Source organism: Arthrobacter sp. ISL-48 (assembly GCF_018613805.1).
Lineage (GTDB): Bacteria > Actinomycetota > Actinomycetes > Actinomycetales > Micrococcaceae > Arthrobacter.
The window spans coordinates 609379-633048 of sequence record NZ_JAGGPL010000003.1; the positions used below are offsets into that span (position 1 = coordinate 609379).

29 protein-coding genes, 1 other RNA gene and 1 riboswitch are annotated in these 23670 nt (G+C 63.3%); of the genes, 14 read left to right on the forward strand and 16 right to left on the reverse strand.

Annotated features, from left to right (window positions below; translation table 11 throughout):
* Positions 1-6 precede the first annotated feature (6 nt).
* The 3 genes from J7E83_RS06690 to J7E83_RS21600 all read left to right on the forward strand — a co-directional run bounded on the left by J7E83_RS06690 (position 7) and on the right by J7E83_RS21600 (position 1694).
* Entirely contained in the window at positions 7-864 is an 858-nt protein-coding gene (locus tag J7E83_RS06690) for a DUF4097 family beta strand repeat-containing protein (RefSeq protein ID WP_214960203.1), read from the forward strand.
* Positions 864-1481, forward strand: coding sequence for a PadR family transcriptional regulator (locus J7E83_RS06695; protein WP_214960205.1), 618 nt, complete (start codon positions 864-866; stop codon positions 1479-1481). The genes J7E83_RS06690 and J7E83_RS06695 overlap by 1 nt, the downstream gene beginning before the upstream one ends.
* Positions 1482-1619: 138 nt before the next feature.
* Positions 1620-1694: a 50S ribosomal protein bL37 gene (locus J7E83_RS21600; protein ID WP_369299106.1), complete on the forward strand. Its 75-nt coding sequence runs from the start codon at positions 1620-1622 to the stop codon at positions 1692-1694.
* A gap of 110 nt (positions 1695-1804) precedes the next feature.
* Here J7E83_RS21600 and rsrA read toward each other — a convergent pair whose 3' ends face one another.
* Positions 1805-2065, reverse strand: coding sequence for a mycothiol system anti-sigma-R factor (gene rsrA, locus J7E83_RS06700; RefSeq protein WP_214960207.1), 261 nt, complete (start codon positions 2063-2065; stop codon positions 1805-1807).
* Positions 2062-2958, reverse strand: a complete 897-nt coding sequence (locus J7E83_RS06705; protein ID WP_396020520.1) for a sigma-70 family RNA polymerase sigma factor — start codon at positions 2956-2958, stop codon at positions 2062-2064. Before J7E83_RS06705 ends, rsrA begins: the two co-directional genes overlap by 4 nt.
* 267 nt (positions 2959-3225) lie before the next feature.
* On the opposite strand from J7E83_RS06705, the gene J7E83_RS06710 reads away from it, so the two are divergent.
* From J7E83_RS06710 to J7E83_RS21370, 11 genes are all read left to right on the forward strand, one after another.
* Positions 3226-3774 carry a DoxX family protein gene (locus J7E83_RS06710; protein ID WP_214960208.1) on the forward strand — a complete coding sequence of 183 codons (549 nt, stop codon included), beginning with the start codon at positions 3226-3228 and terminating at the stop codon, positions 3772-3774.
* Positions 3775-3780: 6 nt separating this feature from the next.
* Positions 3781-5172, forward strand: a complete 1392-nt coding sequence (gene aroA / locus J7E83_RS06715) for a 3-phosphoshikimate 1-carboxyvinyltransferase (protein WP_214960210.1) — start codon at positions 3781-3783, stop codon at positions 5170-5172.
* A complete protein-coding gene (locus J7E83_RS06720; RefSeq protein WP_214960212.1) occupies positions 5156-6271 on the forward strand; it encodes a ribosome small subunit-dependent GTPase A in 1116 nt (371 codons plus the stop codon). Before aroA ends, J7E83_RS06720 begins: the two co-directional genes overlap by 17 nt.
* A 99-nt stretch (positions 6272-6370) precedes the next feature.
* Positions 6371-7183 carry a histidinol-phosphatase gene (gene hisN / locus J7E83_RS06725; RefSeq protein ID WP_214960214.1) on the forward strand — a complete coding sequence of 271 codons (813 nt, stop codon included), beginning with the start codon at positions 6371-6373 and terminating at the stop codon, positions 7181-7183.
* 167 nt (positions 7184-7350) lie between these two features.
* Positions 7351-7464, forward strand: a riboswitch (SAM riboswitch).
* Positions 7465-7499: 35 nt separating this feature from the next.
* Positions 7500-8948, forward strand: a complete 1449-nt coding sequence (locus J7E83_RS06730) for an aminotransferase class V-fold PLP-dependent enzyme (RefSeq protein WP_214960216.1) — start codon at positions 7500-7502, stop codon at positions 8946-8948.
* Positions 8949-9075: 127 nt separating this feature from the next.
* Entirely contained in the window at positions 9076-9834 is a 759-nt protein-coding gene (locus tag J7E83_RS06735; RefSeq protein WP_214960218.1) for a class I SAM-dependent methyltransferase, read from the forward strand.
* Positions 9835-9865: 31 nt separating this feature from the next.
* Entirely contained in the window at positions 9866-10579 is a 714-nt protein-coding gene (locus tag J7E83_RS06740) for a metal-dependent transcriptional regulator (protein WP_214960219.1), read from the forward strand.
* A gap of 15 nt (positions 10580-10594) precedes the next feature.
* The gene (locus J7E83_RS06745; protein ID WP_251043472.1) at positions 10595-10999 is read left to right on the forward strand and encodes a CrcB family protein; all 405 of its coding nucleotides are present in this window, start codon (positions 10595-10597) and stop codon (positions 10997-10999) included.
* The gene (locus J7E83_RS06750) at positions 10996-11394 is read left to right on the forward strand and encodes a CrcB family protein (protein ID WP_214960222.1); all 399 of its coding nucleotides are present in this window, start codon (positions 10996-10998) and stop codon (positions 11392-11394) included. The genes J7E83_RS06745 and J7E83_RS06750 overlap by 4 nt, the downstream gene beginning before the upstream one ends.
* A 30-nt stretch (positions 11395-11424) precedes the next feature.
* Positions 11425-11793 (forward strand): hypothetical protein, encoded by a 369-nt coding sequence (locus J7E83_RS06755; RefSeq protein ID WP_214960223.1) that lies wholly within the window; start codon positions 11425-11427, stop codon positions 11791-11793.
* Positions 11794-11874: 81 nt separating this feature from the next.
* Positions 11875-12009: a hypothetical protein gene (locus tag J7E83_RS21370; protein WP_285289313.1), complete on the forward strand. Its 135-nt coding sequence runs from the start codon at positions 11875-11877 to the stop codon at positions 12007-12009.
* Positions 12010-12018: 9 nt separating this feature from the next.
* Here the strand turns inward: J7E83_RS21370 and J7E83_RS06760 are convergent, their stop codons facing one another.
* The 14 genes from J7E83_RS06760 to J7E83_RS06825 form a co-directional block, all read right to left on the reverse strand.
* The gene (locus tag J7E83_RS06760) at positions 12019-12999 is read right to left on the reverse strand and encodes a S1C family serine protease (protein ID WP_214960225.1); all 981 of its coding nucleotides are present in this window, start codon (positions 12997-12999) and stop codon (positions 12019-12021) included.
* A gap of 271 nt (positions 13000-13270) precedes the next feature.
* Positions 13271-13639, reverse strand: a transfer-messenger RNA (tmRNA) gene (ssrA, locus tag J7E83_RS06765).
* Between the two features lie 106 nt (positions 13640-13745).
* A complete protein-coding gene (gene smpB, locus J7E83_RS06770; RefSeq protein WP_214960228.1) occupies positions 13746-14216 on the reverse strand; it encodes an SsrA-binding protein SmpB in 471 nt (156 codons plus the stop codon).
* An 87-nt stretch (positions 14217-14303) separates the two neighbouring features.
* Positions 14304-15710: a peptidoglycan DD-metalloendopeptidase family protein gene (locus tag J7E83_RS06775; RefSeq protein WP_396020500.1), complete on the reverse strand. Its 1407-nt coding sequence runs from the start codon at positions 15708-15710 to the stop codon at positions 14304-14306.
* 27 nt (positions 15711-15737) lie between these two features.
* Positions 15738-16652: a permease-like cell division protein FtsX gene (gene ftsX, locus J7E83_RS06780; protein WP_214960230.1), complete on the reverse strand. Its 915-nt coding sequence runs from the start codon at positions 16650-16652 to the stop codon at positions 15738-15740.
* Complete coding sequence (ftsE, locus tag J7E83_RS06785; RefSeq protein ID WP_214960232.1) at positions 16649-17440, reverse strand: cell division ATP-binding protein FtsE; 792 nt, start codon at positions 17438-17440, stop codon at positions 16649-16651. Before ftsE ends, ftsX begins: the two co-directional genes overlap by 4 nt.
* A 176-nt stretch (positions 17441-17616) precedes the next feature.
* Positions 17617-18732: a peptide chain release factor 2 gene (prfB, locus tag J7E83_RS06790; RefSeq protein ID WP_214960234.1), complete on the reverse strand. Its 1116-nt coding sequence runs from the start codon at positions 18730-18732 to the stop codon at positions 17617-17619.
* Between the two features lie 54 nt (positions 18733-18786).
* Positions 18787-19230, reverse strand: a complete 444-nt coding sequence (locus J7E83_RS06795; protein ID WP_251043473.1) for a pilus assembly protein TadG-related protein — start codon at positions 19228-19230, stop codon at positions 18787-18789.
* On the reverse strand, positions 19230-19622 hold the full coding sequence (locus J7E83_RS06800) for a hypothetical protein (protein WP_214960236.1): 393 nt from the start codon (positions 19620-19622) through the stop codon (positions 19230-19232). Before J7E83_RS06800 ends, J7E83_RS06795 begins: the two co-directional genes overlap by 1 nt.
* Positions 19623-19791: 169 nt before the next feature.
* Entirely contained in the window at positions 19792-20208 is a 417-nt protein-coding gene (locus J7E83_RS06805) for a TadE family protein (protein WP_214960238.1), read from the reverse strand.
* A gap of 3 nt (positions 20209-20211) precedes the next feature.
* Positions 20212-20391: a hypothetical protein gene (locus J7E83_RS06810; RefSeq protein ID WP_396020521.1), complete on the reverse strand. Its 180-nt coding sequence runs from the start codon at positions 20389-20391 to the stop codon at positions 20212-20214.
* 191 nt (positions 20392-20582) lie between these two features.
* Positions 20583-21524, reverse strand: a complete 942-nt coding sequence (locus J7E83_RS06815; protein ID WP_214960241.1) for a type II secretion system F family protein — start codon at positions 21522-21524, stop codon at positions 20583-20585.
* Entirely contained in the window at positions 21521-22375 is an 855-nt protein-coding gene (locus J7E83_RS06820) for a type II secretion system F family protein (RefSeq protein ID WP_214960243.1), read from the reverse strand. The genes J7E83_RS06815 and J7E83_RS06820 overlap by 4 nt, the downstream gene beginning before the upstream one ends.
* Positions 22375-23598 carry a CpaF family protein gene (locus tag J7E83_RS06825; protein WP_214960244.1) on the reverse strand — a complete coding sequence of 408 codons (1224 nt, stop codon included), beginning with the start codon at positions 23596-23598 and terminating at the stop codon, positions 22375-22377. Before J7E83_RS06825 ends, J7E83_RS06820 begins: the two co-directional genes overlap by 1 nt.
* Between the last annotated feature and the right edge of the window lie 72 nt (positions 23599-23670).

A 23670-nucleotide genomic window follows, 5' to 3' on the forward strand; every position in this document is an offset into this window, starting at 1 on the left:
GGACCGATGACCGATCACAGCTGGACCGTTACAGGTCGCCAAACCATTGACGTGGACGGCGTCAGGTCGCTAAAACTGGGCATGGTCCGAGGACGGTTCGACGTCATGACCCACTCGGACACCGTGGCCCGCGTTGAGATTTCAGAGGTCCAGGGCGACCCCGTGTCCGTCACGTTGGTCGACGGCAGGCTTGAGGTCCGCCACCAGCTGCACGGCCCGCAGGGCTGGTTCAAGAACCTCATGGGGACAGTCAACCAAAGCAGCAACAACTCCGCAGTCATCAGCATCGCGCTCCCGGAGGGCGTAGAGGTAGAAGCCGGAACGGTCAGTGGTGACGGCTTAGTGTCCGGGATCAGCGGACGCACGCGGCTCAACACCGTCTCCGGCTCGGTTATGGCGGACGGCACCGCGGGCAACCTCCACGTCAACACCATCAGCGGCGAGGTGATCGCCCGCAACCACGACGGCGCCCTGGCCGCCAAGAGCGTCTCCGGCGAAGTCACTGCCTCCGGCAGGTTCAGCCACGTCCGGGCCAACACGGTCAGCGGAGACATGAGTTTTGACCTGCTGGGATTCACGCACGACTTCGGCGCCAACTCGGTTTCCGGAGACCTCACCATCCGCCTGCCCTCCGACGTCGGCGTGGACATTGTGGCGAAGTCCGCCAGCGGAACCTTGATCATTGACAACCAGCGTTACTCCCAGCCCGGCGGCACAGTGGAAACCATCGCCGGCCCGGACGGCAAGCTCATGCTGGTCCGGACCAACTCCGTTTCTGGCAGGACGTCGATCTTCCACAACGAACCTGCATGGAGCGGGGAAGCAAGCGACGGGGAAGCCAGAAGCCCGGAAGCGGGGCACTGATGCCGCCTGTCTTCGCCCACGGAGCCCTCCGGCTGTATATCCTGGCCCTCCTGGAGTCCGGCCCGAAACACGGCTATGAGCTCATCAAGGCACTGAATGAACGTTTCGGCGGCACGTACTCCCCCAGCGCCGGCACCATCTATCCGCGCCTGGGGAAGCTGGAGGAAGAAGGATTGGTAGCCACCGAGTCTGCTGGCCGGCGCACTAATTACCGCATCACCCCCGAGGGCGTGGCGGAGCTGAACAGCCGCCGGGATGAGCTGGTCGGCGTCGAGAATGATATCTCCGCGTCCGTTCGCCGCCTCGCGGACAACCTCCGCGACGATATCCGCAGCAACATGCGCGGCCTCCGGGCGGACCTCGCCGCAACGGCCGAGGCCGCGCGTTCCACGGCACGCGCCGCCAATGCAACTTCAAAGGGCGCTCGGCCCTCACAAGAGGGACTCCGGATGCTCAGGGAGGCCGAGATGCTGATCCAGGCGTTCCGCGACGATCTGCGGGTGGAACTGCGCGGCCTTCAGGCCAGCCGGGAGCCGCTGAGTCCTGTGGCACTTGAAACCATCAAGACTGTGCTGGACCAGGCCCGGATCTCGATCAGAAACTCCCTGCACAGTTGAGGCTCCGGAGGTGGGCTGGCCATTGAGCCGCAGCCGTTGAGCCGCAGGTCACGGGCCGCTCCTGGTTTCGCGGCCTGTCCCATCATGTGGGAGACTTGAGGGCAGCTCTTTTGAGTACCAACATTAAGGAGGCCAGCTATGAGCAAGCGTGCACGTAAACGTCGTGACCGTAAGCGTGGCGGCGCGAACCACGGCAAGCGCCCCAACACCTAAGCAAAGCTTGGAATGACGGTTAAGCGAAGGACCCCGGAAGCCACACGGCTTCCGGGGTCCTTTGTCTTTCGGGCGCTCAAGTTAAGTGCGGGCGTGACCCTCTGTTGCGCCTACGCATCGACCGGACGGATCGAGTGGATCCGGTCCAGGATGGCGTTCTTCAGATTCTCCGGGGCAGCTTCCGTGCAAGAGCGCTTCACCATGGTTCGGATAACGCACTCAAGGTCGTACTGCTGCGTGCACTCAGGGCAATCATTGAGGTGGTGCTTGATCTCAGTGATGTCCTCACGGGTCAGCGCCCCGTCAAGGTACTCATAGATGCGTTGCATCCGGGCGTCGTCGCAGTCGCCCAATCCCTGGCACTCGGTCATTTCCTGTTCTCCTGTTTTGTGCTTGCGGCCGCGTCCTGGGGTTCGACGGCGGCTTTGAATCCCCGATCGGCGGCATACTCCGCCAGCATGTCCCGCAACATTTTCCGGCCGCGGTGGAGCCGGGACATCACGGTGCCGATAGGCGTGTTCATGATGTCCGATATTTCCTTGTAAGCGAAGCCTTCGACGTCGGCAAAGTACACCGCCAGACGGAATTCTTCCGGAATGGCCTGAAGCGCGCGCTTCACGTCTGAATCCGGGAGATGGTCCAGCGCCTCTGCCTCCGCGGACCGCAGGCCGCTGGATGTGTGCGACTCTGCCCTCGCCAGCTGCCAGTCCTCAATGGTGTCGGAGTTGGACTGCAACGGCTCGCGCTGCCTCTTGCGGTACAGGTTGATGTACGTGTTAGTGAGGATCCGGTAAAGCCATGCCTTGAGGTTGGTTCCCGGCTTGTACTGGTGGAACGCGGAAAACGCCTTGGTGTAGGCCTCCTGGACGAGATCTTCGGCGTCCGCCGGGTTACGGGCCATGCGCATGGCGGCCGAGTAGAGCTGGTCCACGTACTGCATGGCGTCACGCTCAAAACGAACGCGGCGCTCTTCGGTGGTTTCGGTGGCCACATCCACGGGCTCTTCCGTCGATTCAGGGTGCGGAGAATCATGAGGCCCGGAATCAGGTTCAGGGCGCGCCGACGCTGCCGCCGTCCCGGCGCCCATTTGCGCGTCGATGCTGCTCTTGGCTTCGCTTCCGGAGGCCTCATACATGGCCTCAACGGCCGGATCCAGGGTGCTCATTGCCTTCAAGTCTAGTGTGACGCCGCGCGCACGCGGCGATCCATACTCGGGAGGATCAGATTCCAAAGTCTCCATGACCACCGGGCCCGTGGCTTCCATCCCGTCCTTCATCAACCTCAAGGGCAACTCCACTTCTTTTTCGGCCGTACATTGCTCCGGCCGTTCGTTGTCCGGCTGTTTTTAGCCCGGCTGTTCAAACCCGTCAGTTTTTGTGTGGCCGTCTACCAAGGCTGTTTTGTCCGGGTAGGCCAAATTTCCGGACCCGCAATCCATAACCCCTGGCGGCAGGCAAATATTCCTCAAAAGTGCAAGACTAGGACGGACTCCGCCGCATTCGACGCGGTTCGTCCACCCAGGAGGAAATCCATGTCCTTTGTCCGCACACTCGCCCGGCCCATGCTGGCATCCAGTTTCGTTCTCGCCGGGCTGGACAAGCTCAAGAACGCAGATGACACTGCCCAGCAACTGTCGCCGCTCCTGCGTAAGGCAACCGCTTCCCTGCCCTTCCGCACCGACGAGAAAACATTGGCACGGGTCATTGGTGGAACGCAGGTGGGCGCCGGAGTACTGTTCGGCCTAGGCAAGTTCAGCCGCCTCTCGGCAACGCTGCTCACTGTTATTTCAGCCCTGAATACTTTTGTGGAATGGCGCAGCGCGGACATCAGCTCCAAGGAAGGCCGCGAAGCCCGCCGCAGCCAGCTCCTCAAGAACCTATCCCTCAGTGGCGGCGCCCTGCTCGCGTCCGTGGACACGGCCGGAAAGCCGGGCCTCGCGTGGCGCGCGGAGCACCTTGCCGCGGACGCGAAAAAGGGAGCTTCCCACCTTGCGACCGATGCAAGAAAGACCACGGGTAAGAAGCTCCACAAGGCGGACAAAGCCGTGCGTCGCGCGGTGGAGCAGGCGACGGGGGCTTAAGGACGCATGACCGGATCCGCCGCAACCGCCACACAGGAATCCTCCGAAGCGGTCCCCCACTGGCCGGCCCCGTTTGCCACCCGGCCCGTCAACGCCACCATTACGGTGCCGGGATCGAAATCCCTGACCAACAGGTTCCTTGTTCTCGCGGCGCTGGCTGACGGCCCGTCCCGGCTCCGGGCTCCGCTGCATTCCAGGGACTCGGCTTTGATGATCGAGGCCCTCCGCCAACTGGGTGCAACCATCACTGAGGTGCCTGGAGACAGCGCCTTCGGACCTGACCTTGAAGTCACTCCCCTGAGCCAGCAAACGCCCTCGTCGCGGACCCGGATCGACTGCGGCCTCGCCGGAACAGTCATGCGGTTCGTTCCGCCACTCGCGGCACTGCGGAACGGCACGAGCGTCTTCGATGGGGACCCCCACGCCCGGAAGCGCCCCATGGGAACCATCATCGAGGCACTCAAGGCACTGGGTGTGGCTGTGGCCACCGAGGATGGCGGAACCCCCGCGTCGCTGCCGTTCACGGTCAAAGGAACGGGCGAAGTCCGGGGCGGCCATCTGGTGATTGACGCCAGTGCCTCGTCGCAGTTCGTCTCAGCGCTGCTATTGGTGGGAGCGAGGTTTACCGAGGGACTCCATCTGGAGCATGTTGGCAAGCCGGTACCAAGCCTGGACCACATCAATATGACAGTGGCTGTGCTGAGGGGCGTCGGCGTTTCGGTGGACGATTCAGTGCCGAACCATTGGGTGGTGGCGCCAGGACCCATCAGGGCCTTCGACCAGCGCATCGAACAGGACCTGTCCAACGCCGGCCCGTTCCTCGCGGCGGCCCTGGCCTCAGGCGGAACGGTCCGCATTCCAGACTGGCCTGCCGGGACTACCCAGGTGGGAGACCTCTGGCGCAGCATCCTGGCGGACATGGGAGCGGAAGTCAGCTTGGCTGACGGGATCCTGACGGTTACCGGTGGGCCGGAGATCAAGGGGGCTGACTTCGATGAGACCAGTGAACTGGCACCGACTGTCGCCGCCCTGTGCGCCTTGGCCACCGGGCCTTCCCGGCTGACTGGCATCGCGCACCTGCGCGGCCATGAGACGGACCGGCTGGCCGCGCTCGTTACCGAAATCAACCGCCTCGGCGGCGACGCGGAGGAGACCAGCGACGGCCTCGTGATCCGTCCGGCAAAGCTGCACGCCGGCGTCGTCCACAGCTATGCTGACCACCGGATGGCCACCGCCGGTGCCATCCTTGGCCTGGCGGTGGAAGGCATCCAGGTACAGGACATCGCCACCACCGCGAAGACCATGCCGGATTTCCCCCGATTATGGGCAGACATGCTTGCGCAGGGCCAGGCCTCCGAAAACGGGGCGGAAGGTTCGGACGTTGGCCCGCAGCACTGATTCCTGGGACGAGTCCGATGTCCGGATCCGTCCGAGCAAAAAGGGCTCGCGCCCCCGCACCAAGGACCGTCCGAGTCATGATGACGCCGTAACGGGGCGCATCATCACGGTGGACCGCGGACGCTATACGGCCGTGGTCGGCGAAGATTCCGGTGAAGAACGCATCATCATCGCAGCGCGGGCACGGGAACTGCGTCGCTCCCCGGTCGTGGCAGGCGACTTTGTCTCCCTGGTCGGCGATGTTTCCGGCGATCCGGACACCCTCGCACGCCTCGTCAAGATCCAGGACCGCCGAACGCTCCTGCGCCGCAGCGCCGATGACACCGATCCGGTCGAACGCGCTGTAGTCGCCAATGCGGACCAGCTCGTAGTCGTCGTGGCGGCCGCCAATCCCGAGCCGCGGACCGGCTTCATCGACCGTGCCCTGGTGGCCGCCTACGATGCCGGGATTGAGCCCCTGCTGCTGGTAACCAAAGCGGACGTCAAGGATCCCGCGGAACTGCTATCGAACTACGAGCACCTTGATTTTCCGGTCATTATCAGCCGGACAGCCGATTCCGAGGCATCCGGCATCGACGCCCGCTCCGACGACGGCCTCTCCGCCCGCCTGGACATCAACGCCGTTTCCCAGCTCCGGGCGCACCTCGACGGCAAAGTCACCGTGATGCTGGGGCACTCCGGCGTGGGCAAGTCCACCATGGTCAATGCACTGACCGGGGCCGAACGCGCGACGGGCGGCGTGAACGCTGTCACCGGCAGGGGACGCCACACCTCGTCGTCCGCCCTCGCCCTCAAGCTGACTGACGCGCCGGCCGGCAGCTGGATCATCGACACCCCCGGCATCCGCTCCTTCGGCCTGGCGCACGTGGACCCGGACCGGATTCTCCGGTCCTTCCCGGACCTGGAGCCAGGCACGGACGCCTGCGAGCGTGGCTGCAAACACACCGCTGCCGCGGTGAAGTGCGGACTGGACGCCTGGGTGGCGAGCGGCCAGGCCGGCCCCACCGGCGCAGCCCGGCTGGCGTCCCTGCGGCGCCTCCTGGGCACTGATCCCCGGCTGGAAGGCCAGGAAACCAAGGAGCTGGGCAGTCCCAGCTAGCGGCAGCGCACTGTGTTTCCAAGGGGCTGGGGGGGGTTCAAGGCCCTTCAGGGGGCAGATGTCCCCGACCCGGCGGCGCATTGACGGTAGTTTGGAACCATGATCCAACCCGCTTCGAGCTACAACGATGACCTGCGCCTGGCCCATGTGCTGGCCGATTCCGTGGATGACCAGACAATGAGCCGCTTCAAGGCCCTGGATCTGCGCGTCGAAACCAAGCCGGACCTGACACCGGTCACCGATGCGGACAAGGCCGCCGAGGAAGCCATCCGCGGCCAGCTGTCCCGCTCCCGGCCTAGGGACGCCGTCCTGGGCGAGGAATTCGGCAGTTCGGGGCATGGGTCCCGGCGCTGGATCATCGATCCCATCGACGGCACCAAGAACTTTGTCCGCGGCGTTCCCGTCTGGGCCACGCTGATTGCCCTCGTCGACGAGGGTGAGCCCGTGGTGGGCGTGGTCAGCGCCCCGGCTTTGGGGAAACGCTGGTGGGCGGCCAAGGGGGCGGGGGCCTACATGGGCCGGTCCCTAGCGGCCGCCACGCGGCTTCGGGTATCGGACGTGTCGAAGCTCTCGGATGCCTCCCTCTCCTATTCCAGCCTGGGCGGCTGGAAGGAACGCGGAAACCTCGACGACTTCCTTGGCCTGACAGAGGACGTCTGGCGTACGCGTGCATACGGTGATTTCTGGTCGTACTGCATGGTGGCTGAAGGCTCGGTGGACATCGCCTGTGAGCCGGAGCTGAACCTCTACGACATGGCGGCGCTCGTGCCCATCGTGGTTGAGGCTGGCGGCAGGTTTACGTCGCTCGAAGGCGAGGACGGCCCGTTCGGGGGCAATGCCTTGGCCACCAACTCGATCCTGCACTCAGAAGTCCTCAAGCGGCTCAACCCGGACCTGGACGATCTCCTCTAACCAGAAACCTCTGGCAGGAACCGAATTTTCCACGGCGGACGCTTCGAAAAGGGGCGTCCGCCGTCGTATTCTTCGGACAGAACCGGATCTTCCTGTGCCGCGTAACAAAACCCTTAACATTGGGCCGGGCTTTTTCCTCGCCCGGAGCATGTTCTACGCTCTTAACAGGTCACGAGTGCCAGCGCGAAACCCCGGTTTGCTGGCCGGCAACCCTCCATTCGCGGCGGGGTGCCCCGGGTGACGACCAGGCCGGTCCGGAACGGACCCGGCAAGCGCGGATTCCCACAGAGGGAGTCCTTCTTAGAGTGAGGTCTCTGTGACAACTGCCACCGTCTCCCCCAACGCCGTCTCCCCCAACACTGCCGCCCCCACACACGCCGCAAAGACTGGAACGCTGTTCAGCGAACGGAGTGCGATCGCCGGGCGTCCCCTGTCCGCCGTCACGGGGGCCGAGATCCAGGCGCCCCTGATCCAGGGCGGCCACGTGCGGTACGCCAACCTTGACTACGGCGCTTCAGCCCCGGCCCTCTCGGTCGTGTCGGCCTACCTCAATGAGATCCTGCCGTTCTACGCCAGCGTCCACCGTGGTGCTGGCTATGCATCCCAGATCAGCACCTCTGTTTATGAAAACGCCCGCAACATCGTCCGGGATTTCGTGGGCGGCCGCCCGGATGATTCGGTCGTCTTTACCCGCAACACCACCGACTCACTGAACCTGCTGGCTGGCTGCCTTCCCGTCAGGGAAGGACGTCCGGACGGCGATGTCCTCTATCTCGACATCGAACACCACGCCAACCTCCTGCCGTGGCAGGGGGTGCCGCACCGCAGTGTCGTGGCCGCCGACACCATCGCCGGCACCATTGAGGTACTCCGTGCCGAGCTGGAGCAGGGCGGCGTCAGCCTGCTGGCCGTCACCGGGGCGTCCAATGTGACCGGCGAGATCCTTCCCATCCGGGCCCTGGCTGCCCTGGCGCACGAACACGGCGCCAGGATAGTGGTGGACGCCGCGCAGTTGGCACCGCACCGGCGCATTAACATCAGCACGGACGACGTCGACTACCTCGCCTTCTCCGGCCACAAGCTCTATGCGCCCTTCGGCGCCGGCGTCCTGGTGGGCAGGCCTGACTGGCTCGACGCCGGGACCCCTCACCTAGCGGGAGGCGGGGCCGTCCGCGAAGCCAGGCTCGACGGCGTCAGCTGGGCAACCGGGCCGGCCCGCCATGAGGGCGGATCACCCAACGTCCTTGGTGCGGCCACCCTGGCCCGCGCCACCCAGGTCATCGGCGCTTTGGATCAGGACCGGTGGCATGCCCATGAGGCAGCCATCAGGTCCTTCCTGGTAGAAGGGCTCCAGAAGATCGACGGCGTCACTGTGCATCAGATCTTCAAGGACACGCATCCCGACACGGACACCATCGGCGTCGTGAACTTCTCCGTGGCCGGCTACGATGCCGGCCTCGTGGCCGCCTACCTGTCAGCTGAACACGGAGTGGGCCTCCGCGACGGACGATTCTGCGCGCACCCGCTGCTCAAACGCCTCGGCATTCCCTCCGGTTCGCTGCGCGCCAGCTTCGGCCTGGGATCACGGCTTGAAGACGCCCAGCGCCTGTTGGCCGGCATCGAGGAACTGCGCCGCACGGGCCTGGGATGGGACTACGTGGTTGATTCCGGGCGCTGGGTTCCGGCCAATGACACCCGCACCTACCCCGAGTGGGCACCGAACACGCCTGGAACCGCGGGCGCTGCCCCGTGTATTGAGGACTGACCAGCTTCTGAACCAGCCGCAGAGGCTGGGCCTGAGTTAGTCGCCAATTTTCTGCCTGGCTGGTACCTGGCGGCACGTGCGGTAGATTCGAAGCATACCCAAGCGCATCAGGCGAAGGAGACGGCACGTGGTACGGGGTGGCCCCAAACTGGACCACGGGCGCCGTCTGGAACTCGGAGAGAGCTTCCAGGACGGCGGCGAGCACTACGAGCGCGTGCGGCCCGCTTATCCGGAAGAGTCGGCGGACTGGCTCGTTCCCGCCGGAGCCCGGGACGCCGTCGACGTGGGAGCCGGCACCGGGAAGTTCACTGCATTGCTGCTGGCCCGGGGGCTGTCTGTGTCGGCCGTCGACCCCTCAGCGGACATGCTCGGACAGTTGGCGCTCCGCTATCCCGGGGTGCCCGCCATCCAGGGCACTGCCGAGGCGACGGGGCTGCCGGACGCTTCCTTCGACGTCGTCAGCGTTGCGCAGGCCTGGCACTGGTGCGATCCGTTGGCGGCGAGCAGCGAGCTTTCGCGGATCCTCCGTGCAGGGGGAAGGCTGGGGCTCATCTGGAATCAACTGGACACCTCTGTTCCGTGGGTGCATAGGCTCTCACGGATCATGCACGCCGGAGACGTGTACAAGCCTGGCTTCCGTCCCGTGATAGGACCGGAGTTCGAGGGGCTTGAGAGCCACATGACACGCTGGGAAGACCAGCTCACCACCCTGGACATCATGGAACTGGCCAAGTCCAGGAGCTACTACCTTCGCGCCGGCGAGGCCACTCGAAGCAAGGTGCTCGCCAACCTCGACTGGTACCTGCATGACCACCTGGGCCACGCCTCCACGGGGGAGGTGGGCCTGCCGTATTTGACCCTCACGTGGCGGGCAGTGAGGGCATGACGACGGCGGACCACCGGGTAGGCTTGGTGTCGTGAAGACCAGCGCGCCCTCCTCCTCGATCGAGGACTACGTCAAGGTCATTTACTCCTTTACGGAGTGGCAGGACAAGCCCATCACGTCCTCACAGCTGGCGCAGCGCCTCGGTGTCGCCAACTCCTCCGTCTCCGAGATGGTCCGCAAGCTCAAGGACCAGGGCCTGGTGGACCACAAACCTTACAGTGCCATCACCCTTACCAGGGACGGGATCCGGCTGGCACTGTCCATGGTCAGGCGCCACCGCCTGATCGAGACGTACCTCGTGGAACAGTTGGGCTACAGCTGGGACGAGGTCCACGACGAAGCAGAGCTGCTCGAGCACGCTGTCTCGGACACTTTCATTGAACGGATGGCGGGCAAGCTGGGAAACCCCACCCGGGACCCCCACGGGGATCCCATCCCGACAGCGGACGGCACGGTCCTGATGCCGAACGCCCACCTGATGAGTGAACTGGACAAGGGGCACACCGGGCGGATTACCCGGATCAGCGACGAGAACCCGGATCTCCTCCGTTACCTGTCCGCAGAGGAAATTGACCTGGACGCGGAGGTGGAAGTCATTGGCCGCAAGCCTTTCGGCGGCGCTTTGGTGGTGCGGCTCCGGTCCGCGGGCACGACCCGGGACTACGACCTGGCCGATGAAGTGACATCTGCGCTCTGGGTGCACAGCGAGCGTTCCCACCCGGGCTGCGTCCTTGAAGACCGCTGAATGAAGAATGCCTGGATGCCGGAATGGCGGGCATGGCTGGCGGTTGCGGCCGGTGCCCTCGTGGGAACAGAGCTGCGGTACGGCCTGGGTCTCGCCTTTCCCAACGACGCAGGAGATCTGCCATTGGCCACTCTTTTGATCAACGTCTCCGGAAGCTTTGTCCTCGCGGCCCTGACCACTTTTTGGATCGCGCGCCCGCATACGGCTTTCTGGCTCCGGGCTGGCCTCGGTCCGGGGCTCCTGGGCTCCTACACCACCTTCTCCGCCGTCGTGTTTTCCGTTGACCAGCTGGCCCGGACCGGGGACCACCCGGTGTGGATCGCCTATCTGGGACTTTCGCTGCTGCTGGGGCTTGGGGCGGCGGCCGGCGGCTGGCGACTCGGCAAAGTGCTTGCCGACCGGTCGGCAGCAGCGGCATGATGGCTGCGGTCCTGGTGGGAGTGTTCGGCGTTGCAGGTACCCTGCTGCGCTTCGCCGTGGACAGCTGGTTCGCGCACCGGGCCGCCCGCACCGTCCGCGTCAGCCGAGGCGGGATGCTGCGGCACTGGCCGTGGGCCACCCTCGTGGTCAACGCCACAGGGTGTCTCATCATTGGGCTGTCCATTGGGATTACCGGCCGCCTGGGCCTGACGGCGGAATGGCACACCGCCGTTGCCACCGGCCTCGCGGGCGGGCTGACCACTTTCAGTTCGTGGACCACCGCCACGGTCAGGCTGCTGAGTGAGTCACGCTTCGCCGCGGCCGCCCTGAACCTGGGCGCCAATCTTGGTGCTGGCTTTGCTGCCGCCGCGCTTGGCATTGCCCTCGCCTCCTAGGTTTGGTGACGTCACGTATTGTTGACTGTGATGATTAGCAGACGCGACGCGGCAATTGCCCTTGATGTTCCGATGGAAATGGCCCAGCGCCATGGCATCCCCAAGCGGCTTACAGAAGCGGACCTGGGTGAGATCCTGGACAATCCACCGCCATGGCTCATCCAGTCGCGGGCTAACCGGACGGGCAAGCGCCCTGTCTGGGTCCACCTGGAATGCGCGGTCTGCGGCTATGAGGAAGCTGCCCGCCCCAAGAAGTGGTGGCCAGAGTTCACCTACGTGGTCTGCGGACACCATCCACCCAGTGAAGTGCCGCCCCCGCGGAGTGGCTTCGTCCGGAGCGAGTACGACGGCGTCGGCACCCGCTTTGTGGGCATCGCGGACGTTTCCGTTCCGGACTGAATCCGGGCATTACATTCGCGGCGAATCAGGCGTATTTTACGAAGAGGGACGCAAGCCGTCCCGCATTGTAAGGAGTACGCCATGCCGGACAAATCACCCCATCAGCACCAGGCGAAAAAGCAGGTCAAGACCATCAAAGAAAAGCGCGCCGAGAAAAAGGCCAAAGCCCCGGGTGGTGGTGCGCCGGATCCGGTGGCCCACCTGAAGAAGCGCTGACCCAAGGAGTTACGGGTTCCCGGCCATTTCTTCCGGTACCGCTACAAGGTCCTTTTCTCTGCCGTCCCTCAGGACGGCGATATGAAGCGGCTGGCCGATGGCGTCGGCAAAGAGCAGTTTCTGCAGGCTTTCAGCATTGCTGACCTGACGGCCACCCGCGCTCAGGAGAATGTCCCCGGCCGACATGCCCGCGTTGTCGGCGGGAGAACCTGCCAGCACTTCCACCACGCGGAGCCCGTCGCGTTGCCCGGTCCTGACCACGGCGCTGGCGTTGAGCCTGATGGGGGTACTGACAACACCCAGGTAAGCCCGCCGGACACGCCCGTCAGCCAGCAAGGCAGAGATGATCCTCCGTGTCGTCGCATTGATGGGAACGGCCAGGCCCAATCCTGCACCGGCTACGGCGGTGTTTATACCTACGATCCTGCTGCGGCTATCCGCCAGGGCGCCGCCCGAACTCCCGGAGTTAAGGGCCGCATCTGTCTGGATGACGTCCTCGATCACGCGCCTGTTGCTGCCGGCCCACACCGGGATGGCACGTCCCAGCCCACTAACGACACCGGCGGTTACTGATCCCGCGAGGCCCAGCGGGTTACCTACGGCAATAACCAGCTGGCCAACCCTCAGCGATTCGGCATCACCGAATTCCGCCGGTGCTACCTTCGGCGCCCGACCGCGGACAACGGCAAGATCTGACAGAGCATCCGCCCCGACAAGTTCCACGTCGGTCCGGCTGCCGTCCGCAAAGACCGCATGGCCCTCCTGCGTTCCTGCCACGACATGGGAATTTGTCAGCAGGTAGCCGTCTTCGGTGAAAAGCACCGCGGATCCTGCACCGACCCGGAACCGTCCGTTGCGGCCCTTCCCCGTCATTTCAATCGCCGCCACATGCGGAGTGACGGTCTCAGCCACACGCATGACGGTCTCCGAATACGAGTCCAGGGGACCGTCGTCGGACGCTGGTGAACTGTACTCCCGCGCCTGGTCCATGGCGCACCTCCTACGCGCTGCTGATGGCTCCCGGTTTCCAGATTCCTGGCATGCCGGGTCTTATCTGCGTCAACTGTTCCGACCGCCGTCCTAGTCCCCGGCGCGCTACGCCGTCGGTGAACGCGTGCCCCGGCTCCCGGCGGGTGGACTGGAGCCGTCGTCGGACGTGCTCGAACGGCAGGGGCGAACAGGCAGGCTCGAACGGAGGGTTAACGAACAGCGGCCCGGACGCAATGTCCGGGCCGCTGTCGGTGTCTTGCGACACAGCAAAATGTGGAGATGGGGGGAATTGAACCCCCGTCCGATGTCGTGTTGTCAGGGCTTCTCCGGGCGCAGTTTGCGTCGGATTTTCTCGGCCCCAGCTATCTTGCAAACAAGTAGCTGATCCGGGCCCAGTCATCTAAGAGTCCCGTTTGCCCCGATGACGGAGGCAAACAGCAGTGGCTATCTAAATGACGCCAGGATCCGGGGCAATAGCAACCTCGGGCTGACGGACTGTCTTACTGCTTAGGCAGCAAGAGCGAAGTCAGTGCGCTTGTTTTCGGCACTTATTGGTTTGCAGACAGCGTTTACGAGATAATTCTGCATCCTCGGCCCGCTTCACCTGTCGCGACTAACATCGTCGAAACCGATCATCCCCGTATTTTGTTATCAAACCGACTGTGGCACCAACTACTGGAACCAAACGCTGCCGGACTATCAAGCATAACGCATGCCGGCACGAACTTTTCCTTCCGGCTTGGGTCCTACCGCCGGTTGCGCTCCCGGATGTCCCGCAGGGCTTCGCGGTTGTCCTGCTGCTCGCGAAGGCTTTGGCGCTTGTCGTATTCCTTCTTGCCCCTTGCGACACCGATCTCCACCTTGGCCCTGCCGTCCAGGAAATAGAGTTGGAGCGGCACGATAGTGAAGCCCGATTCCCTGATCTTGTGCGAGATCTTGATGAGTTCCTCCCGGTGCAGCAACAGCTTGCGACGCCGGCGGGCTGAGTGGTTGGTCCAGCTGCCCTGGTTGTACTCAGGGATATGGATGCCCTCCATCCACAGCTCGTCGTTGTAGAAGGTGCAGAAGCCGTCCACCATGGACGCGTGGCCCTCCCGCAGGGACTTCACTTCGGTTCCCATCAGGGCAATGCCGGCCTCGTAGGTGTCCAGCACGTGGTAGTCATGCCGGGCCTTCCGGTTGGTGGCCACTACTTTTCGGCCACTTTCTTTGGGCACGGTGAAACTCCTCGGTTCTTAAATCCTCGTTGCCTCCGGCAGTTCCGGCGCGGCGTCATACCAGTGTACGGCAGGCGCCGGAGCGCCTTACAGCAGGCGCATCGGGTCCACGGCAACACCGTTGAGCCAGGTTTCAAAGTGCGCATGGCAACCGGTGGAGTTACCCGTATTTCCGGAGTACGCAATCAGTTGTCCCTGGGACACCTGCTGGCCGTTGGAAACCACAATGCTGCTGTTGTGGTAGTAGATGGTGGTCAGGGAATTGCCCTCCACCACGCCGTGGGAAAGTTTGACCCGCCACCCGCCACCGTCAGCGGAGTTCCATCCCGAGGAAAACACCTCACCGGCTGCTGCCGCATACACAGGAGTGCCGCAGGCTGCACCGAAATCGATGCCGGTGTGAACGTAACCGCCAGTGCCGTAGAAGTCGATGGTCCCCGGCGGCGTAGCGCGCCAGCCGAATCCGGAGGTGATGGGAACGTCGTTGGCGAACGGGTGCCTCAGGCCAAAGGCCGACGGCGATCCGGTCACTGGAGCGTAGGGCTGCACTGCCTGGCCTTGGGCCCGGGCTGCGGCGGCCGCGGCCTCTGCGAGGCGCCGCTGCTCGGCTTCCCAGGCTTCCCGAAGTTTGCGGTCACGTTCGGCGATTTCGTTTGCCACGGCATTCTGGCTCGCCTGGACTGATACAAGCTGCGCCTGGATGCCCGGCTTGGCAGCCTGCAGCTCTGCATCGAGCCGGGTGGTGTCTGCGATGAGCCGATCAACTTCCGCCTTCTTTGCGGCGGCCTCGTCCCGGGCAGCTTTTTCCCTCTCCAGCGCGGCGTCGGCCTTAGCCTTCAGGTCCTGGATTTCTGCTTCAACAGCTTCGAGCCTGGCCTGTGAGTTGACGTTGGTGGCGTTCTGCTGGGAGAGCTTGTCCATCGCGGAGTTCTGGCTGCGCATAGCCTGATCAGCCAGATCCATGGTGTCCGTCAGGCTTCCGCCGCCATTCGACCCGAAGAACAGGGTCAGGTTGGAGGGGACTCCACCGGCCTTGTAGGCCTGGGTGGCAATCTGGCCGATGAGCTTCTTGGTGTCCGCGATCTTCTGCTTGTCCGTCTCAAGCTGCTGGGTGATCTTGGCTTTGTTCTGTTGCGCGAGGTCCACCCTCGCTGAAAGTGCCTCGACCTCTTTGACCGCGCTGGCCACCCTGCCCTGGGCTTCCAGGAGGGCCTGCTGGGCGCCGGGCAGCTGGCCCTGGTAGATCACCAGGTCGCCGGCCGCCTTGGCGATCCGCGAGTCCACAAATTCCAAGGACTGCTGCACACGAGCCGCCTCAGCTTCCAACGCAGCTTTCTTGTCCTCCAGATCATCCGCGAACGCTGCCGGGGATGCTGCGCCAAGACTGGCGGCGAGAACAAGCGCCAGGACACTGCTGATGATGCCGGTTCGGCGCGCGGAAATAGGCCGCCTGTCCTGCCGGTGCCGGGGCGAGGTACGGTGCATTGCAGTCATAAGCATCCCTTGGTCGGTTTGCACAGCCTAAACCCTCAAATATCTGCGTAGGGTCAAGAGAGACGAAAGTCCTGCCAAGGATCCACCAAGGATCAGCAGCGCTGGCGCAAGAATAAGTGTTTGCCCCGGCGAGATGAATGCCGTGTCCGGATATTGTTTCGACAGGTACTCGCCCAGGAAGAAGTGGGCTACTGCCCAAAGGGTGCCGGACGCCAGGGCAGCACCAATCACGGCCGCGATAACGCCTTCAAGGATGAATGGAAGCTGGATGACTGTCTTGGAAGCCCCCACCAGCCGCATGATCCCGGTTTCACGGCGGCGGCTGAAGGCGGAAAGCCGAATGGTGGTGGCGATCAGGAGGATGGCGCAGACAATCATCACGCCGGCAATGCTCACGGCGACGAGGGACGCTGCGTTCATGGCCGAGAAGAGCCGCTCAAGCAGCTGGCGCTGGTCGATCACTGTTTCCACACCCGGCTGGGAGGAAAACGTCTCGCTGATGATCTGGTACTTCTGCGGGTCCTTCATATTGATCCGGAAGGAGGCAGGCAGCTGGTCCGGCGTGACCGAATCCACGATTGGCGAGTTAGAGAACTGGTCCTTGAAGTGCTTGTACGCCTCGTCCTTGGACTCGAACTGGAAATCGTTGATGTACTGGGCGACGGCCGGTGACTGGAGCAGGGTCTTGATGCTTTCCTGCTGCTCGGGGGTGACCGGTCCGCCGGCGCAACCCGCCGCCGTCGAACCGTCACTGCAGAGGAAGATGGCGACCTGGACTTTGTCGTACCAGTAGCCCTTCATCTGGTTGATCTGAAGCTGGAGCATGCCGGCGGCACCTACGAACGTCAGGGAAACGAAGGTGACCAGAATGACCGACACCACCATGGAAAGGTTCCGTCGGAGGCCGCTGCCGATCTCGCCGAGGATAAAAGCGAGCCTCATCGCTGCTCCTCCCCTGGGTGCAAACCCTGGTCCTCGGGACTGGGTGGCGGGTCTTCTCGCCCGCTGGCGTCCTTGAGCCGGCGCGACTGGCCCACAATGGGAATCATCGAGGTGTACAGCGCCTTGGCTTCGTCGCGGATAACCACGCCGTTCTTCAGCTCCACGACCCGTTTGCGCATCTCGTTGACGATGTCGTCGTCGTGGGTGGCCATCACCACGGTGGTGCCGTTCTGGTTGATCTTGTCCAGCACGCCCATAATTCCCATGGACGTGGTGGGATCGAGGTTTCCGGTCGGTTCGTCGGCCAGGAGGATGCCGGGACGGTTTACCACTGCGCGGGCAATTGCCACGCGCTGCTGCTCGCCACCGGAGAGTTCGTGTGGCATCCGGTGTTCTTTGCCTTCGAGTCCGACGGTCTTGAGCACCTCCGGGACAGTATCGCGGATGACGCTGCGGCTCTTGCCGATGACCTGCATCGCAAAGGCAACGTTGGCAAAGACGTTTTTCTGCGGAAGGAGACGGAAGTCCTGGAAGACGACGCCGATACCGCGGCGCAGCCGGGGCACGCGCCAACTGGAGATCTTGGCTACGTTCTGGCCGGCGACATAGACGGCCCCCGATGTTGCCCTGTCCTCCTTGAGCACAAGCCGCAAGAAGGTCGACTTGCCGGACCCCGATGCTCCGACAAGGAAAGCAAATTCACCACGGTCAATTTCAAGGCTGACATCGTCCAGGGCAGGCCGGACGTTCTGGTCGTAGACCTTGGTGACATTTTCGAATCGGATCATGGCCCTAAGTACCCTGCAGGCAGCGCTGATACAGCCCAGATCTGCGACCGGTGCGCGGGCTTTCGTTTGGGGGAAGTAGAGCTCCGGCTCCTTGACTATACGCAGTCTCTACGCCGGATTTTGGGGGTTTGGCTGGCGTGTCGCGCGATCTGGCCCGCCGGGTAGGCATGACCGGCCTACTTCTCGGCGTTGCGGTTATCGGTCCGCCAGCGAATGCCGGCATCAATGAAGTCGTCAATCTCGCCGTCGAATACGGCCGAGGTGTTGCCCACTTCGTGTTCCGTTCGGAGGTCCTTGACCATCTGGTACGGGTTGAGGACGTATGACCGCATCTGGTCGCCCCAGGACGCCTTCACATCCCCTGCAAATGCCTTCTTTTCGGCATCTTCCTGTTCCTTCTTAATGAGGAGCAACCGGGACTGCAGCACGCGCATGGCAGCCGCACGGTTCTGCAGCTGGGACTTTTCGTTCTGCATGGAAACGACCGTGCCGGTGGGGATGTGGGTGAGGCGCACCGCGGAGTCTGTGGTGTTGACAGACTGACCACCCGGTCCCGATGACCTGAACACATCAACGCGGATCTCGTTATCCGGGATGTCGATGGAGTCCGTCTGTTCGATCAGCGGGATTACCTCAACGGCCGCAAATGAGGTCTGGCGCCGGCCCTGGTTGTCAAAGGGGCTGATCCTTACGAGGCGGTGGGTTCCCGCCTCAACGCTCAGCGTGCCGAAGGCGTACGGTGCCTTGACTTCGAATGTAGCAGACTTGAGACCTGCCTCTTCAGCGTAGGACGTGTCCATCACAGTGGTGGGGTAACCGTGGCGTTCGGCCCAGCGCAGGTACATGCGCATCAGCATCTCGGCAAAGTCTGCGGCGTCGACGCCGCCCGCCCCGGCCCGGATGGAGACCACGGCCTCGCGTTCGTCGTACTCCCCGGACAGCAGCGTCACGACTTCAAGTTCCTTCAGGGATTTCCTGATGGACTCGAGTTCGGTGGCGGCCTCTCCCATCGAATCGGCGTCGTCCTCGTCCTGGCCGAGCTCCACCAGGACCTCCAGGTCATCGATCCGCGAGACCAGGGTGTTGAGCCGCTCCAGTTCGGACTGGCGGTGCGACAGCCTGGAGGTGATTTTCTGGGCCGCGGCGGGGTCGTCCCACAGGTCCGGTTCCCCCGCCCGCTCGCTCAGCTCGGCGATGTCTTCCTTCAGAGCCTCAACATCGGAGACTCTCTCGATGGAGGTGTAGGTAGCGCGAAGAGCGCGGATTTCTGCGGAAAAATCAATATTGGCCATGGTTGTTTAACCCTACGCCATCCGGCAAGGGGCCCGACCCCATGGTTTTCCCCATCACCGGGAAAGCCTGGAACGGGCGGTGGAAGTCGCTTCGATCCTGATCCCGTCGGGAACGAGGAAGTTCACCAGCGGTGGGTGGACGGCTGCGCTGAGGACCACGACGGCGGTGGAGCCGTCCGGCGTGCCCGTCGCCGAGGCGACGGCCAGCCCGTCGAACCGCTGCGAAGCAGGTGTCCTCGCGATGAAGTGACCCGCCACGCTCCTGACGCGCTCTGAATTAAGGGTGGCCGATGGGCTGCCTCCCTGTGTGCCTACCTCACCCAGGGTGTAGCTGTCAGCGGCAGCGAGCGACGCGCCGTCGGCCAATGACAAAAGCCGCTTGTGTTCGAGATACAAGCTGGAGGTGCCGATAACCACGGTGGTGACGAGGAGTGCCAGCAGGACGTAACCGATGATGAGGACGATCATCTGGCCCTCCTCCTCCGGTTGTTTAGGCATCAGCGGAATCTCCCAACCAATTGCGTGGACGATGCCGCCACTTCGCTGGCGCGCAGCATGAAGTCATCGCTAAACGGAACGAAAGGCAGGCGCACCGTCAGATGCACGGTGACCGTAACGGCAGTTCCGGCGGCCTGGCAGTCGGATTGGTCGCAACTGGTCGACACCTCGGCGTCTGCCGCACTGTGTCCGTAATCTGCCAAGGCTATGAGGGCTGCCTGCTCCGCCGCTGTTTGGGCCGAATGTGCGTCGGACTGGGCCACATAGACCTTTGCGGCCTGATCGGCGGCGCCGGCCACGGCAAACGATCCACCCTGGACTTGTCCCATCGTGATGATGAAGTACACCAGCGGGACCATCAGGAGCAACGCCAGGAAAGTAAACTCGACCACCGCGCTCCCCTGCTCACGCAGCTCAGCTACCCGGAGGGGGTTGGCGGGAGAGCCTGGTTTAGTGGACCGGTCAGGCCTGGCATGCGGCGGGCCTGGCGTGGCAGGTGCAAGGCAGAGGGCTTCATTGAACCTGGCTCGAAGCCAGGCCCGCCACGAATCCCTGCTGGGTTCAGGGCTGGATTGCGGCATGACCCTTGACCTCCAGCATCTCCCGGGGGCCGATAAGACCAATCACAGGCATTGGAGCTTTGATGGTGACTTCCAGCGTCCTGAGCCCCTGAAACGTAACTTCCGATGTGCTGATGTCCTCGGCGAAGTCAGCATTCAGTGCTGTTCCAATCAGATCCCCGGCCCTTTCTGCTGCGTCCGCAGCCCCGCGGTCCGCGAGGGTCCCGTACCGGGCTCCCGAAGCAGCGGCATCGATCAGCGTATTGCGCACATGCAGGATCAGGGTGAGCTGGATTATGGCCAGGAAGAACATCGTGAGCAGGCCGCCCACCATGACGAAGTCCACCACCGCGGAGCCGCGTTCGTCCGTGGGCGGGCCTGGCTCCGAGTCACATCCGGAGTAGCCAGGCCGACGCATGGCCTACTTTCCGACCTTGTCCATGGCCTGGTTGAACATCGTTTCGAGTGCCGGGCCTGCGAGCGCGAGCAAACCGGCCACCAAAACAGCGGACATGAGCGTGATCATCACCCAGCCCGGGACATCGCCCCGCTCCGGGTGATCCCTGGAGGATCCGTCCTGCTGAGGCTCAACGTTTGCCATGCCACGTGCATTCGTTGCGACCGAAGTCCAGAGGCCCGCCACGATCGCCAGGAGCAGCAGGCCACTCCGGATTCCCAGATTCTTCATTTTTCGGTCCATTTCTTTGTGTACTGGCTCACTGCGTACTAGTAAATGTCTGGGGACGGTCGGCCTGGATGTTGTCTCAAGCTCGAACGACACACGTAGACCCGCTAGAGGTCCAGGCTGATCGCCGCAATGCCGGGAAACACCGCGAAGACGACTGTCAGCGGAAGAACACCGAATACCAACGGAATCATCATGCCAATCTCCTTCTTGCCCGCCGATTCCATGAGGTCGCGCTTGGCAGTATCCCGGACGTCCTGGGCCTGGGCCCGGAGCACGTCCGCCAAGGGTGTGCCCCGCTCAACTGCCACGATGATGCCATCAACAAACCTGACCAACGGGCCCAGGTCTGTCCGGGCGGAAAATTCCTGTAGAGCTTCCACCAGGGGTTTTCCGGCCCTGGTTTCGGCGAGGATTTTGGAAAAATCTTTGGAGAGCTCACCGCGTGCGCTGCGGCATACTCTGTCCAGGGCGCCCGTCGCGCTTTCGCCTGCCCCGACTGCCAGGGCCATAAGTTCAGCGAGGCTGGGGAATTCGGCCATCATCCGGGATTCCCGCCTGCGGATCTGGACGCCTAGCCAGTAGTCACGGAACATGTACCCGCCCAAGGCAGTCCCCAGGACCGCCAAGACAGCGGTGAACGGACTGAAGCTCCCGGCCACGGCACCGAGGACAACTGCCGCTAGCGAGAGAGTGAATCCTGCCGCCGCCCAGAGAAACTGTTCGGCGCGGAAATCGATCGGGGACTTGGCGAAGCCTGCCTGGGCAAGTCGGCGGGACAGCGCCTTGGAACCCAGGTTCAGCCTGCCCAGGGCTGTCTTGCCGTCGCGCAGCAAAGGACGCATGATCCGTTCCAGTGGGCCAAATGGGGTGACGTTCTGTTCCCCCGACCTCAGGAGCCTGGACTCAAGGTTTTGCGACTTTAGTTGTGGTTCGATGCGCTCCATGAACGTAGTGGGACGCATAAAGGGCGTCCTGAACAGCAGCAACCAGAGGCCTGCTCCCAGACTAATGCCGCAGACGATGGCTGCCGCAGAGGTGCCTGTCATCGGAGTACCCTCTCGTCCTGTGGAAGCGCGCCGATCCGCAGCATGATGGAGTAGGAGATAAGTGACACAACCAGGCCGCCCAGCAGAACACCTGCGCCCACGGGCGTGTTGTAGGCCTGGACCGCTTCAGGCCGGGTTGCAAGAAGGATCATGACGATCCAGGGAGCGGCAACAGCGAGCCTTGCTGCGTTGACAGTCCAAGACTGCCGAGCCTCAAGTTCGCCTCGGGTCCGGGCATTTTCACGAAGAAACTCAGCAAGGGTTCCCAGAAGCTTTCCAAGGTCCGAGCCGCCCACTTCCCGAGTCAGCCTGAGGGCCTCGACGATCCGGTCAGCAACCGGATCAGCCAACCGGTCTTTGAGCTTATTCAGGGACCCGTCGAACTGTCCTCCGGCACGATAGTCGGCACCGAAGTCCCGGAAAACATGCCGGAGTTCCTCCGGGCCTTTCTCTCCCAGTTGAATCAGGGCTTCAGGCAGCGATAATCCCGCCCGGATGGCGGACCGAAGGTGATCAACGACGTCAGGCCAAAGCTGGCGAAGGACGGCGGTCCTCTTCTTTGCCCGCCAACGCACCGCACTCATGGGCAGCCAGGAACCGAAAAGACCAAAACACACAGAGATCGGCCAAGATCGGCTGATCGCAAAGAACGCGAGTGCCACAAACAGGCCCAGTCCGAGGCAGGTGGCAATCAAGCCGGTTCCGGTCACTCTTTCTATTCCGGCCGAGGCGAGCAGGTCGCCCAACCGATCCACCTTTGCAGGCCTGGGCGTCGGCTCCGGTTGCTCCCAGAAAGACCACCAAACAAGAAATAGTCCCGTTCCGGCAAGTACCCCGACTAAGGGCGCCATCAGCGCGGCTCCAGCAGCGCCGCGACGTCGTAACCTGCTCGTGCGAATTTCTCGGCCGACGGCATTGAATTAACCTTGGGCTGCAGCTGCCCGTCAGCAACGGCGAACACCATCGATGACTCAATGATGCCGTTCTCCACGCGCCGGCCCAGGGACAGAATTTCTGTCACCTGCCGCCGACCGTTGGCCTGTCGGCTGCAGTGCACTACTAGGTCAATGCAGGAGGCAACGGTCGGAACCACAAAGGCGCTGGAGATGTTTTCGCCGGCCAGCAGGGGAAGGGTGCAGATCTTGGTTACCGCGTCGTGGGCAGAATTCGCGTGGACCGTGCACATGCCTGGCAGGCCACTATTTAAGGCGATCAGCATGTCCAGGCTTTCGGCTTCACGGACTTCGCCCACCACGAGGCGGTCCGGGCGCATCCTGAGCGCTTCCTTGACCAGCCTGCGCAGCGGGATCTCTCCTTCCCCCTCAAGGTTGGGCTGGCGGCATTGCAAGCCCACTACGTCCCGCAAAGGAAACTGTAGTTCGAAGATCTCCTCGACCGTGATGACCCGTTCCCGGCTGCCAATGCTCGCTGCGAGGCAATTGAGCATTGTTGTCTTGCCCGCCTGGGTAGCGCCCGAGACCAGGATATTCAGTCCGCTGGCTACCGCGGCACCCAAGAACCGGGCCGACTGAGGGGTCAGGGTGCCTAACTCCACGAGGTGTTCCAACCTGCTTGCCTTGACAACAAACTTGCGGATGTTGACAGCCCAGTGGCGGCGGGTTACGTCCGGGATGACCACGTGAAGCCTTGAGCCGTCAGGCAATGCGGCGTCCACAAATGGCGACGACATGTCGAGGCGGCGGCCGGAACTCTTCAGCATGCGCTCCACGAGGTCACGCACCTGCTGATCCGTCAGGCTCAGGGAGGTCAGCTCGGATTCGCCGTTTCGGGCAACATAGATTTCGTTCGGGGCATTCAGCCAGATCTCCTCTATAGAGGGATCGTCCAACAGCGGCTGGAGAACCCCGAAGCCGGCAACCGCATCAAAAACGAACCTGCGGGCGGCGTCCAGCGGACCAATCGGCGGGAGTGGTCCCATGAGGGCACGCTCGTCATAGTCAGTTACGGCTGCCTCGACCAATCGGCGAACCTCGCCCGCCTGACGCAACGGATCTAGACCGCGACGACGGATCAGCTCGCGTACTTCGTCCTCCACGATTCCCACAGCGTCCATAGTTCCCCAATACAACTGCCGCCCCCGGCCGAGGCAGTTCAACTGGGTACAGCCTAGGGAGCGTACAGCACG

Excerpts from the sequence above, each read along its gene's own strand:
- J7E83_RS06690 (WP_214960203.1), top strand. The coding sequence starts at position 7 with ATGACCGATCACAGCTGGACCGTTACAGGTCGCCAAACCATTGACGTG.
- J7E83_RS06695 (WP_214960205.1), top strand. The coding sequence starts at position 864 with ATGCCGCCTGTCTTCGCCCACGGAGCCCTCCGGCTGTATATCCTGGCC.
- rsrA (WP_214960207.1), bottom strand. The coding sequence starts at position 2,065 with ATGACCGAGTGCCAGGGATTGGGCGACTGCGACGACGCCCGGATGCAA.
- J7E83_RS06705 (WP_396020520.1), bottom strand. The coding sequence starts at position 2,958 with ATGGAAGCCACGGGCCCGGTGGTCATGGAGACTTTGGAATCTGATCCT.
- J7E83_RS06710 (WP_214960208.1), top strand. The coding sequence starts at position 3,226 with ATGTCCTTTGTCCGCACACTCGCCCGGCCCATGCTGGCATCCAGTTTC.
- aroA (WP_214960210.1), top strand. The coding sequence starts at position 3,781 with ATGACCGGATCCGCCGCAACCGCCACACAGGAATCCTCCGAAGCGGTC.
- hisN (WP_214960214.1), top strand. The coding sequence starts at position 6,371 with ATGATCCAACCCGCTTCGAGCTACAACGATGACCTGCGCCTGGCCCAT.
- J7E83_RS06745 (WP_251043472.1), top strand. The coding sequence starts at position 10,595 with ATGCCGGAATGGCGGGCATGGCTGGCGGTTGCGGCCGGTGCCCTCGTG.
- J7E83_RS06750 (WP_214960222.1), top strand. The coding sequence starts at position 10,996 with ATGATGGCTGCGGTCCTGGTGGGAGTGTTCGGCGTTGCAGGTACCCTG.
- J7E83_RS06755 (WP_214960223.1), top strand. The coding sequence starts at position 11,425 with ATGATTAGCAGACGCGACGCGGCAATTGCCCTTGATGTTCCGATGGAA.
- J7E83_RS21370 (WP_285289313.1), top strand. The coding sequence starts at position 11,875 with ATGCCGGACAAATCACCCCATCAGCACCAGGCGAAAAAGCAGGTCAAG.
- J7E83_RS06760 (WP_214960225.1), bottom strand. The coding sequence starts at position 12,999 with ATGGACCAGGCGCGGGAGTACAGTTCACCAGCGTCCGACGACGGTCCC.
- J7E83_RS06775 (WP_396020500.1), bottom strand. The coding sequence starts at position 15,710 with ATGACTGCAATGCACCGTACCTCGCCCCGGCACCGGCAGGACAGGCGG.
- ftsX (WP_214960230.1), bottom strand. The coding sequence starts at position 16,652 with ATGAGGCTCGCTTTTATCCTCGGCGAGATCGGCAGCGGCCTCCGACGG.
- ftsE (WP_214960232.1), bottom strand. The coding sequence starts at position 17,440 with ATGATCCGATTCGAAAATGTCACCAAGGTCTACGACCAGAACGTCCGG.
- prfB (WP_214960234.1), bottom strand. The coding sequence starts at position 18,732 with ATGGCCAATATTGATTTTTCCGCAGAAATCCGCGCTCTTCGCGCTACC.
- J7E83_RS06795 (WP_251043473.1), bottom strand. The coding sequence starts at position 19,230 with ATGCCTAAACAACCGGAGGAGGAGGGCCAGATGATCGTCCTCATCATC.
- J7E83_RS06805 (WP_214960238.1), bottom strand. The coding sequence starts at position 20,208 with ATGCGTCGGCCTGGCTACTCCGGATGTGACTCGGAGCCAGGCCCGCCC.
- J7E83_RS06810 (WP_396020521.1), bottom strand. The coding sequence starts at position 20,391 with ATGGCAAACGTTGAGCCTCAGCAGGACGGATCCTCCAGGGATCACCCG.
- J7E83_RS06815 (WP_214960241.1), bottom strand. The coding sequence starts at position 21,524 with ATGACAGGCACCTCTGCGGCAGCCATCGTCTGCGGCATTAGTCTGGGA.
- J7E83_RS06820 (WP_214960243.1), bottom strand. The coding sequence starts at position 22,375 with ATGGCGCCCTTAGTCGGGGTACTTGCCGGAACGGGACTATTTCTTGTT.
- J7E83_RS06825 (WP_214960244.1), bottom strand. The coding sequence starts at position 23,598 with ATGGACGCTGTGGGAATCGTGGAGGACGAAGTACGCGAGCTGATCCGT.